The organism is Peptoanaerobacter stomatis, assembly GCF_000238095.2.
GTDB classification, from domain to species: Bacteria; Bacillota; Clostridia; order Peptostreptococcales; family Filifactoraceae; genus Peptoanaerobacter; species Peptoanaerobacter stomatis_A.
The window spans coordinates 938,923-957,756 of record NZ_JH815225.1; the positions used below are offsets into that span (position 1 = coordinate 938,923).

General features: G+C 30.7%; 11 protein-coding genes. 3 read left to right on the top strand and 8 right to left on the bottom strand.

All coding sequences use genetic code 11. From position 1 onward, the window contains the following. Nucleotides 1-4: 4 nt before the first annotated feature. Nucleotides 5-1,786 (bottom strand): heme NO-binding domain-containing protein, encoded by a 1,782-nt coding sequence (locus HMPREF9630_RS04035; RefSeq protein ID WP_009527263.1) that lies wholly within the window; start codon nucleotides 1,784-1,786, stop codon nucleotides 5-7. A 319-nt stretch (nucleotides 1,787-2,105) separates the two neighbouring features. Here HMPREF9630_RS04035 and metG point away from each other — a divergent pair, with 319 nt between their 5' ends. The 3 genes from metG to HMPREF9630_RS04050 all read left to right on the top strand — a co-directional run bounded on the left by metG (nucleotide 2,106) and on the right by HMPREF9630_RS04050 (nucleotide 5,858). Next, nucleotides 2,106-4,061 (top strand): methionine--tRNA ligase, encoded by a 1,956-nt coding sequence (metG, locus tag HMPREF9630_RS04040; protein WP_009527264.1) that lies wholly within the window; start codon nucleotides 2,106-2,108, stop codon nucleotides 4,059-4,061. A gap of 115 nt (nucleotides 4,062-4,176) precedes the next feature. Next, nucleotides 4,177-4,950, top strand: coding sequence for a TatD family hydrolase (locus HMPREF9630_RS04045; RefSeq protein ID WP_009527265.1), 774 nt, complete (start codon nucleotides 4,177-4,179; stop codon nucleotides 4,948-4,950). Nucleotides 4,951-4,964: 14 nt separating this feature from the next. Continuing rightward, nucleotides 4,965-5,858, top strand: a complete 894-nt coding sequence (locus tag HMPREF9630_RS04050; RefSeq protein WP_009527266.1) for a DUF368 domain-containing protein — start codon at nucleotides 4,965-4,967, stop codon at nucleotides 5,856-5,858. Nucleotides 5,859-6,289: 431 nt separating this feature from the next. Here the strand turns inward: HMPREF9630_RS04050 and HMPREF9630_RS04055 are convergent, their stop codons facing one another. The 7 genes from HMPREF9630_RS04055 to HMPREF9630_RS04085 all read right to left on the bottom strand — a co-directional run bounded on the left by HMPREF9630_RS04055 (nucleotide 6,290) and on the right by HMPREF9630_RS04085 (nucleotide 18,700). Continuing rightward, nucleotides 6,290-7,615, bottom strand: a complete 1,326-nt coding sequence (locus HMPREF9630_RS04055) for a sodium-dependent transporter (protein WP_009527267.1) — start codon at nucleotides 7,613-7,615, stop codon at nucleotides 6,290-6,292. 389 nt (nucleotides 7,616-8,004) lie between these two features. Then, nucleotides 8,005-9,387: a tyrosine phenol-lyase gene (locus tag HMPREF9630_RS04060; RefSeq protein WP_009527268.1), complete on the bottom strand. Its 1,383-nt coding sequence runs from the start codon at nucleotides 9,385-9,387 to the stop codon at nucleotides 8,005-8,007. A gap of 678 nt (nucleotides 9,388-10,065) precedes the next feature. Further along, nucleotides 10,066-13,035, bottom strand: a complete 2,970-nt coding sequence (locus HMPREF9630_RS04065) for an S-layer homology domain-containing protein (protein ID WP_009527269.1) — start codon at nucleotides 13,033-13,035, stop codon at nucleotides 10,066-10,068. 361 nt (nucleotides 13,036-13,396) lie between these two features. After that, a complete protein-coding gene (locus HMPREF9630_RS04070) occupies nucleotides 13,397-13,789 on the bottom strand; it encodes a PTS sugar transporter subunit IIA (protein WP_009527270.1) in 393 nt (130 codons plus the stop codon). A 119-nt stretch (nucleotides 13,790-13,908) separates the two neighbouring features. Further along, nucleotides 13,909-15,048, bottom strand: coding sequence for an N-acetylglucosamine-6-phosphate deacetylase (gene nagA, locus HMPREF9630_RS04075; protein WP_009527271.1), 1,140 nt, complete (start codon nucleotides 15,046-15,048; stop codon nucleotides 13,909-13,911). Between the two features lie 78 nt (nucleotides 15,049-15,126). After that, nucleotides 15,127-16,341: a diaminopimelate decarboxylase family protein gene (locus tag HMPREF9630_RS04080; RefSeq protein WP_009527272.1), complete on the bottom strand. Its 1,215-nt coding sequence runs from the start codon at nucleotides 16,339-16,341 to the stop codon at nucleotides 15,127-15,129. Nucleotides 16,342-16,723: 382 nt separating this feature from the next. Continuing rightward, entirely contained in the window at nucleotides 16,724-18,700 is a 1,977-nt protein-coding gene (locus tag HMPREF9630_RS04085; protein WP_009527273.1) for an elongation factor G, read from the bottom strand. Nucleotides 18,701-18,834 lie beyond the last annotated feature (134 nt).

The window sequence follows — 18,834 nt, forward strand, 5'->3', positions numbered from 1 at the left end:
TTTATTAAAGTTTATATTCTGAAAGCATCTTGTCAAATTGACCTATTGCAGATTCAAAGTTTCTTATTCCTAAAACAAGTTTATCCAATTCTCTTGAATAACTGTTTACATTATCTCTTGCTGACTGTGTCAAGTTTGCATTATCATAAGCAGTTTCTGATAATAAATTCATATCCTCAAGCATGTGCTTCAAATTTTGAGCTTGTTTTTCCAATTTATCGGCTGATAATGACATCTGCATGGATATTTTTTCTATTTGAGCGTTTGATATTTTTGTTATATCCATAGATTCTTTTATAGTTTGTGTGCCTAATTGTAATATTTCATTTTGTTCATATATCTCAGATACCATAGTTTCTATATCACTTAAAAAACTAAATATATTGTCTTTTATCTTTGTAGCGGCTTGCTCTGATTTTTGTGCGAGCTCTCTTACTTCTTCAGCCACAACCGCAAAGCCTTTACCGGCTTCACCTGCTCTTGCAGCCTCTATTGATGCATTTAATGCAAGTAAATTTGTCTGATATGCTATACTTGATACGAAAGATGCTATGTCTTCTATTTCTTTACCGTTTGATTTTAATCTGTCACTGTTTTCTTTTAAATTTTCAAATTTATCAACTATAAATTGTAAATTTTTCGTAGTTTCATTTAACTTTTCAAATGATTTTGTAGTTGTCTGCACAGCTTTTTCAACTTCAGCTTTATTGTTAATCTCCGTTTTTGACAATTCTATTATATTTTCTACATTATCAGAAAGTATAGAAACACTTTTTTCAGTATAATTTGACTGTTGCAAAGACTTTTCATTTAACCTGTCAACAGATTTTGATATTTCCGCACTTGTTTTCTGCATTGCATTTGATATTTCAAGCAAATCCCCTGAAAATGATGCCATTTCCCCAGTCATACTTGATAAATCTATAAAACCTTCTGCAAATTTTTCCTTATGCTCTTTTATGCTGTCAAATATCTCATCATATTCATCGTATGTGTTATATTTTTTGCGAGAAATATAGTTTTTATTAGATAATTTATCAATTTCATTTTTCACATCTTCAACAGGAGTCATAAGAATTTTACTTCCTAAAAGTGCAAATACGGCAGATACTACTGATATTACAAAAGGATTTTTTATAAATATTGATAAAATTAAAGCCGGTATTACAGAAAATAAAAATATTTTTATCGGCTGACTTTTTATAAATCCTAATGATAGAACTTTTCCAAACAAGTATTTTTTATGCTCTACAAGTTCATAATCAAAAGACAATTTTAAAACTAAAATACCTTTGCCCTTGGATAATTCTTCAATTTTTACGTTTTCATTGAAATGCTTTTTAGTTCCTTCTAAAAGTCCGATAAGATAATCAAACATATTTCTGCCGGACTTATACGTCATAGTAGCCTCTTTTTCTCCTACTATATCTATATCCAATATAGGAGGATTTGCGCCTGATATTCTTTTTCTGACAACTTGGTGTATGTTATTTAATGAACACAAGAAGAAGAACATATTAGCCTTGTTAAAAAATATAGGATACCATTTGAAAAATTCTTTTATATTATCTTCACCAATCATCCTCCACAGTTTTGATTTGGTAATATTATAATTTTGTGCTACTGCACCTATCATCTTGTCTACAAGACTATCTTCCACATTTTCAAGTGGAGATATGGCTCTTGTAGGATCCATTCCTATACTTTTTATAATTTCATTTATATCATTCTCTCCATGTATACCTTTAAGAGTATTTATCCAAAGCTTTACAACAGTACCTTTCATAAATCATTCTTTCCTTTCATTGTTAAAAAACGCAATATCATAAATTATTTATATACATTTATCTAAAAAATAAACACTTTACATATAAGTTATTTTTTATTAAACATTTTATCATATCTTTGTATTTTACAAATTTCATTCTTTTTACAAAAATTCTTGTATTATTTGATATTTTTTTGTATTATAGTTATATTGGAATTTTAAAATATTAATTTATTTTCTAAATAAAGAGTAAATAAAAATCTAATTTATTTTCTGAAAATAATAACTTTTTATAAAAATATAAGTGAGATTAAATATTAAAATTGGAGGAAAAATAATGTGTGAAAAAAAGAGATTTTATATAACAACTCCCATATATTATCCAAGCGGTAGACTTCATATAGGACACACATATACTACTGTTGCAGCCGATGCAATGGCAAGATATAAAAGATTTACCGGTTATGATGTAAGATTTCTCACAGGTACTGATGAACATGGCGAGAAAATACAAAAAAAAGCTACAGAATTAGGACTTGAGCCTACAGTATATCTTGACGGCATGATTGCTGACATAAAAAAAACATGGGAGACTATGGAAATATCTTATGATGATTTCATAAGAACAACTGAAGAAAGACACAAAAAAGCTGTACAAAAAATATTCCAAACTCTATACGATAAAGGTGATATATACTTAGGCGAGTATGAAGGGAATTACTGTGTTCCTTGTGAGTCATTCTGGACAGATTCACAATTAGTAGACGGTAAATGTCCGGACTGCAAAAGAGAAGTACAAAAAAGAAAAGAAACTTCTTATTTTTTCAGATTGTCAAAATATGGCGAAAGATTAAAAAAACATTTTTTAGAAAATCCTGATTTCTGTTTCCCTGAAAGCCGTAAGAATGAAATGCTTAGCAATTTCATAGACAAAGGTCTTGAAGATTTATCAGTATCTCGTTCGTCATTTAACTGGGGAATAAAAGTTCCTTTTGACGAAAAACACGTTATTTATGTATGGGTGGACGCACTATCCAATTATATAACAGCACTCGGATATGGCAGTGACGATGACAGCTTGTTTCAAAAATATTGGCCTGTAGATGTGCATTTAGTAGGAAAAGAAATCGTAAGATTCCACAGTATAATTTGGCCTGCACTTTTAATGGCACTTGACGTTCCTCTTCCTAAAAAAATATATGGTCACGGCTGGATATTATTTTCTGACGACAAAATGAGCAAGTCAAAAGGAAATATAGTCTATCCTGAACCGATAATCGAAAGATATGGAATTGACAGCTTAAAATATTTCTTACTTAGAGAATTTACTTTCGGTCAGGACGGAAATTACACCAATTCAGCATTTTTAAACAGAATCAACTCCGATCTTGCAAATGACCTCGGAAATTTATTGTCAAGAACAGTTTCTATGATAGAAAAATATAATGACGGTGTGATTTTAGAGAAAAAAGAAAACACTCCATATTTTGAGAGCTTATTAGAAGTAGTTAAGGCTATGCCTCAAAAAGTTGACAGCGCTATGAATGAATTGCAGTTCAGCGAAGCGTTGGAGGAAATATGGAAAGTTATAAGACGTGCCAACAAATACGTTGACGAAACAATGCCTTGGAAACTTGCAAAAGATGAAAACTCAAAAGAACAATTAAACGCGGTACTATATGATTTGGCAGAAACACTCAGAATTGCAACTATAATGATAAGCCCTATACTTCACTATACTGCAAGCAAAATTTTTGCACAATTAAATACACCTGAAGAACTTAGAAACTATGAATCTGCACTTACTTACGGCTTGACAAAAGGCGGTACAAAAGTACAAAAAGGTGAAATACTGTTCCCAAGACTCGATATAGAAAAAGAACTGCAAGTAATGCACGATATGTTCGCACCAAAAGAAGACCCTAACAAAGAAGAAGTAAAAAAAGAAGAACATCTTGAAGAAAAATCTGAAATAACAATAGATGATTTTGACAAATTGGATTTGAGAGTCGGTAAAATAATAGATGCAAAAAAACATCCCGAAGCTGATAAATTATTGGTTTTCCAAATAAAATCAGGCGATCATACAAGACAAATAGTATCAGGTATAGCAAGATTCTATAAACCTGAAGATTTAATCGGAAAAAATATAGTCTACGTTGCAAATTTAAAACCTCGAAAACTCAGAGGCTTAATATCTCATGGAATGATATTATCAGCAGCTACTGCAGATGATAAAAACCTTATTGTATTAAATGCAGACGGCATAGATGATAGTGCAACCGTATCATAAAATTTTTCTTTTACAAATAATTGAGCAATGTTATACATTGCTCTTTTAAATTATATATTTTAAAATATTATTCACACAAATTTTTATTACTACACAGATATTTTAGGAGATTAAAATGATATTTGATACACACGCTCATCTCGATAGTGAGGATTTTGAAAAAGATTTGGATACAGTTATCAAAAATATGAAAGACAATGACATATCTCTTTTAGTGAATCCGGGTTGTGATTTAGCCACATCAAAAAAATCTGTCGAGTTATCCAATAAATATAATTTTATATATAGCGCTGTAGGATTTCACCCACACGAAGCAAAATATATGAACGATGATAATTTTCAAAAAATAGAAAAAATGGCTGTAGAAGAGAATAAGGTTGTTGCAATAGGTGAAATAGGTCTTGATTATTACTATGATTTCTCTCCAAGAGATGTACAACACGAAGTGTTTATAAAACAAATAGAGCTTGCAAACAAACTTAATTTACCATTTATAATACATTCAAGAGATGCCTCAAATGACACATATGAAGTATTGAAAAAACATAAAAAAAATGCAGATTGCGTCTTGCACTGCTATTCACAAAGTAAGGAAATGGCAAAATTATATCTTGATTTAGGTTGCTATTTATCATTCGCAGGTCCCATAACCTTCAAAAAATCTACCAATCTTCAAGAAGTAGCAAAGTATGCACCACTTGACAGAATATTTATAGAAACGGATTCACCATACCTGTCTCCGGAGCCTAAAAGAGGTAAGAGAAATGAACCTGCCAACGTGAGATATGTAGGGCAAAAAATAGCTGAGTTAAAAGGATTGGATGAAACAGAAATATTCAATATAACGAAGCAAAATGCAATAAAGTTCTTCAAAATAGAAAAAATATAAACAGGAGATAATTAATGATTATAAATATATTCTACGGTTTTTGTATGGCACTTGCCGACAGCGTTCCAGGAGTTTCAGGAGGCACGATAGCTTTTATACTTGGTTTTTATGAAAAATTATTGGATTCAGTACATTACCTGTTTTCAAAAGAAGATCCGAAAAAAAGAAGTCAAGCCATATATTTTATAGCCAAACTTATAATCGGCTGGATTATAGGAATGGGTATGTCCGTTGCGGTACTTTCCAATTTATTTGAAAGCAAAATATATCTTCTAAGCTCAATATTTTTAGGACTTACCTTGTCATCAATTCCATTTGTAATAATATCTGAAAAGGAAAATATACAAGGAAAATATGGAGAAATATTATTTTCCATACTCGGCATAGCTCTTGTAATAACAATATCTTCTCTGCGTTCATCTGTACTGAATAATTCATCAATTCATTTTGAATCTCTCAGTGCATCGCAATTTATATATGTGTTCATATCAGGTATGATTGCCATAACTGCAATGGTCTTGCCGGGAATATCCGGCTCTACACTACTTCTTATATTCGGAATTTATGTTCCGACAATCACAGCAATAAAAGAGTTTATGACATTCAATTTTTCAGTAATATGGGGGCTTATGGCATTGGGTCTTGGAATATTGTTCGGACTTGCCATTTCTATTAAAACCATACGCTTGGCACTTAAAAATCACAAAAGTAAGATGATTTATTTTATAACAGGCTTAATGATAGGCTCATTATACGCTATATCTATGGGACCTACAACACTGAAAAATCCTTTGCCTCAATTAAGTTTTTCAACATTTAACATATTCGGATTTATACTCGGTATAGCAATATTATTAGCGTTGGAATTTATAAGAAGGTATTTGGAAAAAAAATCTTATAATCAGTAGTGATACGGATATATGTTTAATTAATGGATATTTTTATATAAGTTATTTTAAATATACTTAATTTTACTTATACTAAAAACTCATTAAATAACTGTGTAATCATATTACAACAAAATTATTGCTAATCGATAAAATATTATAAATTCATCAAATATAAAAAATTTACATTATAAACGGTTATTGGTATCGACTAATAGGCTCTTAAAAACAAAAATATCTATTATTCTATTAATTTTTAGTATATGGCTATTTCAAAATTCTGAAAATCATAGCAACAGCCACATATTTATTTTACTTTATTTTGCAAAAACCTCGTTCTTAATAAAAGAGAGTAGCCGCTTTTTTTAGCAGATACCCTCTTTTTTAATTTGAATTTAAACTTGTATTTTTATTATATAATCATAATCTATATAACGACAAACTTTAAATAATTAGAAAGAAATACCTTTAACCAATGCTATTATACAAAGGATAAGTGCAAAAGGAACATATATGAATTTTCCTATTAAGTACCATATCTCAGATACAGGTTTTTTTGCACCTTTGTTTATTTCATCAATCAAATCTTCTTTTTTCATAACCCAGAACCAAGATATAGCTCCAAGTGTAGCACCTATCGGTATGATGTATATAGAAACTAAATCCATCCAAGGACCCCATTTAGTTATAGGCTCCATAAATACGCCTATACCCATACATATTACAAACAATCCTGCAAGTATATAATTTCTTTTTATATTAGGTAAACGGAAATTTACTGATTCCAAAACAACTTCAAGCATGTTTTGAAGTGATGATATTCCACCGAATACAACTGCAAGGTAAAGAACTATCGCAAATAATCTTCCTCCAGGCATATCTTGCAAAATAGTCGGTAGAGTAACAAACAATAGTCCCGGTCCACCACCTGGATCTTGATTATATGCAAAGCATGCAGGTATCATAACAAGCGCTGCAACCATAGCTGCTATTGTATCAAATAATGCTGTATTTTTTGCTCCATCTATTACGTCTTCAGAATCTGACAAATATGCTCCATAAACTATCATACCGCTACCTGTAACTGAAAGCGAGAAGAAAGCTTGTCCCATTGCCCATACCCAAACCATAGGGTCTGCAAGTTTACTCCAATCAGGAATAAATATGTATTTATATCCTTCGATTGCTCCCGGCAACATAGCTATTCTTATTGCCATGAACACGAATAATATGAAAAATAAAGGCATCATTATCTTATTACTTTTTTCAATACTTTCTGCTCCGAATATAAGTGTAATCAATGTTATTATAAGTACCGCCAAGTGTAGAGGTACAACTGAAAAATCCTTCATTGCAAATGATTCAAACCATTCACCTGGAACCACAGTCATTATACTGCCTGTTATAGATTGCAACAATCCTTTTAGTACATATGATATTATTACGGCATATCCTATGGCAATACACATTGAACCTGCAAGTGGCAACCAACCTACATTTTTACCTATTGCATTATCTTGTCCGCCTGATTTCCAAGCCATTGTATATGCTCCGACAGTACCTGTCTTAGCTCTTCTACCTACAGCATATTCAGTAGACAGTCCTACATAACTGAATATAACTATAAATATTAAATATGCTATTAAAAAGGCTGAGCCTCCCATACTTCCAAGCTTATACGGGAATCCCCAAACATTAGCCATACCAACTGCTGAACCTACGCATGCAAGTATAAATCCCCATTTAGACTTAAATTGTTTTTCATTATTATTACCCATTACTAACCCTCCTTGCTTTTTGTCAATACTATAAATATTTTTATTCGCAATCGTTATTTTTTTAAAACGATTTCCCAAATAACACAATCAAAAATATAGTAAATATAAATTGATAAAACAAAAATATATTTTAATAAAACAGTCTGTAATTTAAGATTAGAAAAATATATATAATTTCGGTTTGATTGATTTTTATGTATATTTGAATTTATTATTTTTTATAAAGATTCATATCTATATATTAATAAAACTCAATTCTCGCACTTATATTCAGTTAAGTCTTTTTAATTACTATAATAAATGAATTGTGCGAAAATTGAGTAAACTTATAATAAATAATCAACTAATTACATATAGCTTTTTATAAAGCTGTCGTTTTAATCAAGTTATTATTCAGCTATATCAAATTTTGCTGTGAAGAAACGTAATTGTTTTGGTTCATAAACGAATTTCAACGGTTTTATATCTTCTTTATGTTTGAATAGTTTTATACAAGCTTCAGCAACTATATCCATATGAGCATATGTGTATACTCTTCTTGGTATAGTAAGTCTTACTGTTTCAAGTTTAGGTTTATGGTTTTCGCCTGTTTTTGCATCTCTACCTGCAGAAACTATTCCTCTTTCCATTGAACGAACACCTGCTTCAACATATAATGCTGCTGCTAATGATTGTGCTGGGAATTGTTCTTGATCAAGATGTGGACAGAATCTTCTTGCATCAAGGAATACAGCGTGTCCTCCAACAGGTTCTACTATTGGTATTCCAGCTTCTTTTAATCTATCTCCTAAGTAACGAACTTGTTTAACTCTGTGTTCTATATATTCAAATTGCATAGCTTCTCTAAATCCTATAGCTATAGCTTGCATATCACGTCCTGACATACCGCCGTATGAAGGCATACCTTCAAATACAACAACTATTTCTTTAGCTTTTCCGAATAATTCATCATCATTTATAGCTAAGAATCCACCTATGTTTACTATACCGTCTTTTTTACCTGAGCAAGTAGCTCCGTCAGAATAACTGAACATTTCGTGGCATATTTCTTTTATAGTTTTATCTTGATATCCTTCTTCTTGTTCTTTTATAAAGTATGCATTTTCTACACAACGAGTAGCATCATAGAATACCTTAACTCCGTATTTGTCTGCAACTTTTCTTACTTCTCTCATATTTTTCATAGAAACAGGTTGTCCACCTGCTAAGTTTACTGTTACTGCCAAGCAAACATAAGCTATGTTTTCAGGTCCTTTTTCTTTTATTATGCTTTCCATTTTTTCTACGTCTATATCACCTTTGAAAGGTATGTCTATAGTAGCATCATGTGCTTCTTGACGGATTATATCCATGAATATACCGCCGTTTCTTTCTTGATGGTAACGAGTAGTTGTGAAATACATGTTTCCAAGTACATATTGTCCAGGTTTTATAGCTATTGTAGAAAGTATATTTTCTGCTCCACGTCCTTGGTGAGTAGGAACAACGTGCTTAAATCCAAATAATTCTTTTATAGTTGATTCTAAGAATACCCAGTTTTTAGATCCTGCATATGCTTCATCACCTATCATCATTCCTGCCCATTGAGAATCAGACATAGCGTTTGTTCCACTGTCTGTCAATAAATCTATGTAGCAATCTTCAGATTTTAAGTTAAATGTATTATATCCAGCTTCTTTTATAGCTGCTATTCTTTCTTCTTTAGAAATCATTTTTACAGGTTCAACAACTTTAATCTTAAAAGGTTCTGCAGGGTATTTTGAAAAGTCCATAATTTTTTTCCTCCTAAAAAATCAAAAAATTTAAATTAAAAAGTTAATATGTATAATGCATTGTGCTTTATGCAAATATAATAACTCTTTCTTTCATTTTTGTCAAGTAGGAAAATATTTTTTTCAACGCTTTTTTTTAAATCTCCATTTTTTTAAATGTATATATTTTTACAATATCATTATATTCTGTATATCTACATTAATACTATTCTCTATTTGAAATACTATACAGTTTTGATTTCTATATCATACATTTGGGTGAACATCTATTGCATTATTTCATATTATATAGCTTTTTAAAAGATTTTTAATATTAAAAGTTAATAAAATAATGAATATTTCTGTTTTTAAGAATTTATTAGATAAGTAAAATTAAGTATACTATAAATAAACAAATTATATAAATATATCTATTAATTAAACATAGTATTAGTATAAGATATATTTAGTTAATCATATATGCTAAAAATATATGGGATATAACTTAATAGCACTTTAATAAAATCAATGGCTTACTTTTAGTATAAATATAAAATAAATAAAAAAAGACCACTGTTCACTTTATTTTAAAGAACAGCAGTCTTTTTTATTTAGTATATTTTTCTTACTTAATAATATTTTTGCTTTAAATGTGTTGCTTTATAGTCATGTCAATTTTATTTTTATTTGTCAGAGCTATTATTCTACTATATTGGCAAATATTGTTGCCAGTTGCTCTCTTGTAAGCATATCATTCGCACTTATCTTATTATTTGCTCCGCTTACTATACCTTTTTCTACTAATGCTGATGCATATCCTGTTGCCCAAGATGGTATGGAATCTACATCTGTGTATCTTGACAGTACTTCTTTTGCTCTTGTATTATCTAACGGTTTTATATCTTTTAATTTTGCTATTACGACGAACAGTTCTGCTCTTGTTATTTGACTTTCCGGTCTGAAGTTGCCTTTTTCGTCTTGTGTGAATATTTTGTTTTCTAATACTGTTTGTACTGCTTTTGCATACCATTTGTTGTTGTCTACATCTGTTATTTTTCTTGTACTTGTTTTTTCTCCTATTATATTTGCTATTACTTGGGCTACTTCTGCTCTTGTTACGCTTTTCCTTGGCATGAAGTTTCCATTTGTATCTCCTGTCATTATTCCTTTTTGCATTACTTTTATTACAGACTGTTTACTCCATGTTATTTGTTCTGTATCTTTTAGCTTGTTTAATGTCATTTCTGCTTCTTGCACAGTCATTATATCTGATACTTCTATTTCTTTTGATGTTTCTTGATATGACTGGCTTATTTGTGATTTTTCTTGTACTTTTTCCTGAGTTACAGTTTTTGTTGGAGTTTGATCAGATTTTTGTACAGATTTTGATGGTGCTGATGAACCGCCTCCACCACCTCCTGAATTACCTGAATTTGATTTTTCTTCTTTTTGTTTAGGCTTTTGTGAATCTTTTTGTTCTTCCGGCGTTTTTTGAGAATCAAGCTTTGAATCTTGTGGTTTTTGACTTGGCTTATTTTGTTCTTCGCTTGGTTGACTCGGTTTTTGTGAGTCAGGTTTTGGATTTGGTTTATTTTGTTCTTCAGTTGATTGCTCAGGAACATCCGGTGTTGATGAACCACCATTTCCATTATTAGATTCGTTAGAATTATTATTTTCTTCAGGTATTACATTTATTTTAACTTCTTCCGCTTGTGAAGCAAGTTTAAGTCCGTCAGATTTGTATCTTACAAGATATTCACCTTCTGCAAGTCCTGTTACTTCTTTGCCAATGCAAGCTGTCCAGTCTTGAGCATCTTTTTTCTTATATTCCATCTTTCTATTTACATAGATTATCTTACCGTTATTTTTATCTCCTACGCTATTTACAGCTTTTATTCCCATAGGACTTACTGTTGTTTCTCTTGGAAGTATCTTTTGTACATCTGAATGTAGTATTGAATCTGTAGTACTTTGTTTTTGTATTAAGATGGGCTCTTGATATTTTGTTGTGACATTTACAGGCTCACTTGAATTTATATCACGCCAAATTCCATCTCCCAAATCATATCTCATTCCTCTTTCAACATTTTCAAGTCTGCCTTCTCTATCTCCTGTCGCTTTAAATATAGCGTTTGGTTTTTGTTCTTTTACTATGTTTATATCTACATTTTGTATGCTGTTTGCTATATTAAACCCTCTTTTACTTACTTCTACAGGAAGAGTCTTACTACTTTGAAACATCATATCTTTAAATGTAAGTTCATAAGTTTTGTTATCTATTTTATTTACAGCAGTTTTATGAACATCATCTATTTTTATATCATTTACAGTAAGATCATCTATATCTTGATCAAATGTAAGCATTACAGAAGTTGTAGTTTCATTTACATTATTCGTGGGTTTTATTTCTAATAAACTTACATCTTTTGAAAGCTTAGCAGGAATATTGGAAACCTCATAAGAATAAAACTGATGAGTTCCAAATGTATCTCTTACTCTATTTAACTCATTAAAACTTGGATTTCCACCTGTTATACTTTTTAAAGTAGATATTATTTCGCTATCACTAATTGAATTTGGAATAGCTACTCTTATAGTCACATAAGGTAGATTAGTTGAATTTATTTGATTCCTAAGTATTTGCTCAAGTTCTTCCCTATTATTTGCAAATACACCTTGCTTTTTATAAGCGTAATATGTGTACTTAGTCCCATCAACCTCATCATTATAAGAAACCCAATCTTTATGATTTTTTCCTAAGGTTTCACTATTTATCAAAAAGTGCTTATAACTTCTATATTGGTCTTCATGCAAATCATCCCAAGTAACATCCACAAAGTACCAACCGTCATCCAATTTTACCCTATTCCATTGGTGGAATTCCGGTTTTACTGCGGTACTCCAGCCTTTTAAAGTACGTCCCTCAATGTTCAGCTTATCTATAATTTTTTGAAAAGACTGTGAATATCCCTGACAGACTGCCTTTCCTTCTATTAATGCGCCATAGGCATAGCTAACTATATGTTCATTTGAGTATTCTATATTATCTATAAGATAGTCATGTACAGCCATAAGCTTGTCAACATCACTGCTTAGATGTCTGAATTTATCAGCTATTTCTTCTACCTTTTTTTCAACTAATGAATCTTTTTCTTTTTCTACATTTACTACGCATTTATATAAGGCATCACCTTTCTTTGCCCATATTTCAACATTTCCCTGTGCTTTAGCTTTTACAAGTCCGTCATTAATACTTATACTGACTCCGTTTAGCCTACTAAAACTTTCAGCAGTGTATAAAGTATCCTGCGGTACCCTAACTCTTACAAACCACTCTACATCATTTACATCAGAACCGTCTATATTGATGAGTTTTAATTGAAATTCATCACCTACGTCAAGGTTTAATGAATGCTCATTGATTACGATATTTCCGTCCTCTGCCTGAGTCGGCGCTTCAAGGCTTCCTATTCTATCATTTAGAAGTTGTAAATCACTTTGTGAAGTATTTAAGACATAAAAACTTCCTAAGTTTGATATACTTGAACCTGTGTCAGCAAACACAGGATAACTACAAGTCTGTAATAATAATCCTGTAGCAAGCAAAGTGCAACATATACCTTTTTTACTCTCCACAATTGTCTTTCTTTTGTCTATCTTTTTACTCATTACAAATAGTATTTCCTTTCTAATTTAAATTTTCCTTTAAAAATATCGGTCTAATAGACTATTTCTTTAATTATTTATTTGAAGCAAAAGTAAAATTATTATCAAAATATAATTTTAAGTTAATTTAATACTAATAACCAATTAAACAGTAGAGATAATCCATATCCTATGAGCAACACTTTTACAATATCTTTATTTAATAAATTTATGGTGTCACATAATCTATCTACTACATTCTTCAATATTTCTATTGCTTTTTAGTATAAAATCGAAAAAACTATTTACTAATCTTAAAATTTGACTAATAAATAGTTTTTTGATTTATAAGCTGCATTTTGTCATCCACAAAATTTTTCTATTTTTAATTTGCTTTATATACCGTTATGCCGGCTTTACCAATGTTCAATATATTTTCAATATCTTTATCCATATCACCTGAAGGCTCTATTACAGCAGCGGAATAAAGCATAGAAAAATTAAGTCCTGCAAGAACTCTGACATTATCTATATGCCCAAAATTTAATGCACACCTTGAAAATGGTATTCCTCCTAATAAATCTGCAATAAATATTACTCCTTCATAAGCGTTGCATTCTTCATAAGCTTTTTTTAAATTAGCATCTAACTGCTCATATGTCTGATTTTCTAAATAATCTACAACTCTCAGGTTTTCTATTTCTCCACACACCAATTTCAAACCGCTATATATGCCCGTTGAATATCCTCCGTGCGCTGCTATTATTACTCCATACATATTTTGCCCGCCTTTTTTATTTTGTAGTAGCTAAAACATAAGTCACTTGCGATTAAATTGTCATACAAATTTATATTATAAAATTTTTTATACTAAAACTTATTTAAAATATTATATAATCAGAACTTTCTTTCACCGTCAATATACACTTCAAGAACATTCATATCTTTGTCCAATATATTTATATCTGCACATCTTCCTACGCTTATACTTCCTATCTTATCATCCAAGTCTACGGATTTTGCAGGTATTAAGCTTGCCATTTTAACTGCATCAAAAGGTGAAGCTAATCCCCATTTTACAATATTTTTTACAGCATTATCAAGTCTTAATATAGAACCTGCAAGAGAACCGTTTTGTATTCTTGCAGTACCATTTTCTACTTTTACATCAAAATCTCCTAATTTATAATCACCTTCCGGCATTCCACCTGCCATCATACAATCAGTTATAAGCAAGGTGTTATCATAAGTTTTTGCTCTCATAACAACTTTTACTGCTGCCGGATGTACATGGTGTCCATCGCATATAACTTCTCCATATGTGTTTTCTGTTGAAAGCGCTGCTCCTACCATTCCGGGATTTCTATGATGTAACGGACTCATACCGTTATATGTGTGAACAAATATATTTGCACCTACATCTACAGCTTTTTTAGCCTGCTCATATGTTGCATTGCTGTGACCAAGCGCAACTTTTACACCTAATTTTAAAGCATCTTTTATAAATTCCTCACTATTTTCTCTCTCAGGAGCTATGGCAATTTTATTTACAAGACCTTTTGAAAGTTTTTTCCAATTACTCAATTTATTTATATCAGGATTTGTCATATAATCAGGATTTTGTGCTCCCTTAAATTCTTCAGTAAAAAACGGTCCTTCCAAAAATATTCCTTGAACTTTCGCTCCTTCACAAAAATCTTTATTATCTCCTACATTTTTGCAGGCTTTGTCCAATTTTTCAGTAGTATCTGTAAGTGTAGTTGCCAAAAATGATGTAACACCTGTTTGAACTATTCCCTTTGATATTTCAAGAAGTCCTTCTTTTGTGGCATCCATTATATCATGACCACCATATCCGTGAACATGTGTATCAAAATATCCAGGCGCTACTATCTTACCTGTATAGTCTTTTATCTCTATACTCTCATCCGCAACTTTTGAAATTTCTTCTATAACTCCGTCTTTTATCTTTATATATCCCGAAAAAACTCCGTTTAATGTGAAAATTTCATCTGATTTTATATAAAATTCACTCATTATCTATCTCCTGATTTTTTATTATTATCTAACTTTTTTTCAATAATTCATATATCTCATTAAGTTTATTATAGCCGTTTACTCTATAACCTCATTTTTTGTATTTAAAAATAACTCTTGAGGTTTTTCCTGTGATGAAAACTGCATAGGTGTTAATACAGATGCATAAGCTCCTGCATTTGTGATTACTATTACATCATCTTTTTCAAGCACAGGCAAGCTTATGTCCTCAGCTATCACATCTATAGCTGTACATAAATTTCCTACAAGATTTACAGTTTCTATATCACTTCTATCTGTCAACGCTTTAAATTGAAAAGCATCTTCACAAGTAAAAAAAGGTTCATACGGCATCGGTGATGAACTTGCATATTTCATTACAGTTTTGCTCATTGAAGGTCTTACAAAGCCGTTTAATGTGTTGGATAATATAACATATATCTTTTTACGAGAAAGCTTTTTGTCTAATACCTTAGTTGCATATATCCCGTTTTTCCCTACTAAATATCTTCCTGTTTCTATAAATATTCTTGTATTTTTAAATTTTTCTTTATATGATTTTATTATACCAACAGTTTCTTTGGCTAAACTTTCTATATCTATTTCTACATCATCAGGTGAATATGTTATACCTATTCCTGAACCCAAATTTATAAAATCCAATTCATATCCAAGCACATTTTGAATCTTTTCTGAAAGTTTAAACATTCTTTTGTAGTAATTTATAAGATTGTTTTTTTCCAACTCTTGGCTTTTTACGTGTGCATGTATTCCTGTTATTTTTATATTTTTCTTTTCTTTAAGTGATGGAACTTTTTCTATAAATTGTTCTTCATCTATACCGAATTTTGATGAACCGCCAAAATCTCCTGTAAATGAAAAATCAGGATTGATTCTGACTCCTATATTAACTACAATTCCTTTATTTCTTGCTATTTCATCTATAAGCTCTATCTCTGATAAGCTGTCCGCTATTATAACAGCTATATCTATGGATTGTTCTATAGATTTTCTATTTTTTCCCGGTGCTGAATAATATATGTTTTCTTTAGATACACCTTTTTCTTTGCTTATAAGCACTTCATTCAAGCTGGCTGCATCTGAACCTATTTTATTTTTAAATATCGTATCCAACACTAAAGTATGAGGATTACACTTAACGGAATAAAGAAAATCAACACCTACAAAATTATTTTTCAATCTGTTTATATTGTTTACAATCCCCTCTTCATCATATAAATAAAAACTGTCATATTTTTTTGACTGCTCGATTATTATATCATTTGTTATCATAATATAAGCCTCCTTAAAAGTTAGATTTATAATATTTATACGCTTAAATACTAAAATCCAATAAAACTATGTAAAATAATTTAATAAAATATAACACCGTTTATAGAACTCTTATACTAATTTCTGTCATAACAATGGATATTTTTATTTTTAAGAATTTGTTAGATAAGCAAAATTAAGTATACTTTAAAAAATAACTTATATAAATGTATCCATTCATCAAACGAATATTAGTATTAATATGAATTATCTATATCAGTTTATCGTGTTTATCCTTATACAAGGGCAAAAAAGTAAAGAAATTTTTTTAAATAAAAAATATCTTTACTTTTTTAGTAATAGCTATATTGAATCAATTTAAAACAATCTCATAAATGTAGTCTTATTTATTTGCGTCCGCTATTATCTTTTGTGCTATTTGTTGTGGAACTTCATCATATCTTGCAAATTCCATTTCAAAATATCCTTGTCCTTGTGTCATGGCTTTTAAATCTATTGCATATTTGAATATTTCAGCTTGTGGTGCTTGTGCACTTATAATTTGTTTATTTCCTTTATATGCTTCCATACCCATTACTTTTCCACGTTTTTTGTTCATATCTCCGATTACATCGCCCATATATTCTTCAGGAACTATTATTTTTAAATCCATTATAGGTTCTAACAATATAGGTCTTGCTTCTTCCATACCTTTCTTATAAGCTAATGATGCCGCTATCTTAAATGCCATTTCTGATGAGTCTACATCATGATATGAACCGTCATATAGTGTTGCTTTTATATTTGTAACAGGGAAACCTGCAAGCACACCTTTTTCCATTGACTCTATAAGTCCTTTTTCTACTGCCGGTACATAAGATTTAGGTACAGAACCGCCAAATAATTCTTCTGTAAATTCAAACGGTTTGTCGGAATGTTCAAATCTTATCTTAACGTCTCCATATTGTCCGTGTCCGCCTGATTGTTTTTTATGTTTTCCTTGAACATCTGATTTTCCTTTTATTGTTTCTCTATAAGGTACTTTCAAGTCTTCTATTCTAACATCTACACCGAATTTTTCTTTTAATTTGTCTTTTAGTGAATTTATGTGTATATCTCCTTGCACTCCTACTACTGTTTGTTTTGTTTCTACATTTCTTTCCCAAGTAAATGAAGGGTCTTCATCCAATAATCTGTGCAATCCTTGTGATATTTTATCTTCATCACCTTTATTAACAGGTTCTATTGCCACTAACATTTGCGGTTTAGGGAATATAGGCAAGTCATATGCAGATGCGTCAACTTTTTCGGCTAATGTGTCCCCTGTTAATGATGTCTGTAATTTTGTAAGTACAATTATATCTCCTGCATTGGCTTTTTCCACTTCCTGCAAGCCTTCATTTGTAGATACGTATATCTTTGCTATCTTTTCTTTAGTTCTCTTGTTTATATTATATACTTCCACATCAGGCTTTAATACACCTTGATTTATCTTCACATATGATACTCTACCCAAGAATGAATCTACAAAAGTTTTAAATATTTGTCCATCAAATACAGTTTTATCCCTCTTCATTCTGTCAAGAGGTGACGGAAGATAATCATTTATCATGTCAAGTAATGTGTGTAGACCTATATTTTTGGCTGTTGAACCGCAAAGCACAGGTATTATATCGCCACTTATTACTCCTTTTCTAAGCCCTATATGTACTTCTTCTGTTGTGAATTCCTCTCCTGAAAAATATTTATCAAGCAATACCTCATCAGTTTCAGCTACCGCTTCCATAAGCATAGCTCTTACATTCTCAACATCCGCTTGCAAATCTTGTGGCATATCTACTGTGACACATTCTTTACCATTATATTGTCTTGCAAATAGGTCAACTACATTTATAAAGCCTTTAAAATTTTCCGCTTTTCCCCATGGTAAATGGAAAGGTGCAACTTTTTTGCCGTATCTTTCTTTTAATTCATCTAATATTCTCTCATAATCAGCCTTTTCAGAATCTATTTTATTTACAAATATAAATCTTGGAAAATTATAATTATCTGAAAACTCCAATGCCTTGTCTGTTCCTACCTGCAATGATGTAGTTGCATCAACAACTATTATTGTAGATGCCGCAGCTATTGAAGCTGATATAGTTTCTCCTTCAAAATCAAAATAGCCCGGAGTATCCAATATATTGTATTTATGATCTTTCCATTCTATAGCGTTTAGCCCTAATGATGAAGTAATTTTTACTTGATCTGTCGGTTTTGAAATTCTATTTGTCTTTCCTGTTGTATATAAGAACGCCTCCATAAGATTACTCTTTCCTGATCCTGAGTGTCCAAGTATTGCAATATTTCTTATTTGGTCTGATTCATAAACCTTCATAAAAATGTTCTCCCTTCATTTGTGCGAATTTATTTTTTCATCAAGCGAATAATCTTAAATTTAACTAATTATCATAAATTTTTTTGCAAATTATAAAATATATTAAGTTCTGATAAAATCACCGACCTATTAAA

Coding starts and splice junctions, on each gene's coding strand:
- HMPREF9630_RS04060 (WP_009527268.1), bottom strand. CDS start 9,387: ATGGACTTTTCAAAATACCCTGCAGAACCTTTTAAGATTAAAGTTGTT.
- HMPREF9630_RS04050 (WP_009527266.1), top strand. CDS start 4,965: ATGATTATAAATATATTCTACGGTTTTTGTATGGCACTTGCCGACAGC.
- HMPREF9630_RS04035 (WP_009527263.1), bottom strand. CDS start 1,786: ATGAAAGGTACTGTTGTAAAGCTTTGGATAAATACTCTTAAAGGTATA.
- HMPREF9630_RS04080 (WP_009527272.1), bottom strand. CDS start 16,341: ATGATAACAAATGATATAATAATCGAGCAGTCAAAAAAATATGACAGT.
- HMPREF9630_RS04065 (WP_009527269.1), bottom strand. CDS start 13,035: ATGAGTAAAAAGATAGACAAAAGAAAGACAATTGTGGAGAGTAAAAAA.
- HMPREF9630_RS04085 (WP_009527273.1), bottom strand. CDS start 18,700: ATGAAGGTTTATGAATCAGACCAAATAAGAAATATTGCAATACTTGGA.
- nagA (WP_009527271.1), bottom strand. CDS start 15,048: ATGAGTGAATTTTATATAAAATCAGATGAAATTTTCACATTAAACGGA.
- HMPREF9630_RS04055 (WP_009527267.1), bottom strand. CDS start 7,615: ATGGGTAATAATAATGAAAAACAATTTAAGTCTAAATGGGGATTTATA.
- HMPREF9630_RS04070 (WP_009527270.1), bottom strand. CDS start 13,789: ATGTATGGAGTAATAATAGCAGCGCACGGAGGATATTCAACGGGCATA.
- metG (WP_009527264.1), top strand. CDS start 2,106: ATGTGTGAAAAAAAGAGATTTTATATAACAACTCCCATATATTATCCA.
- HMPREF9630_RS04045 (WP_009527265.1), top strand. CDS start 4,177: ATGATATTTGATACACACGCTCATCTCGATAGTGAGGATTTTGAAAAA.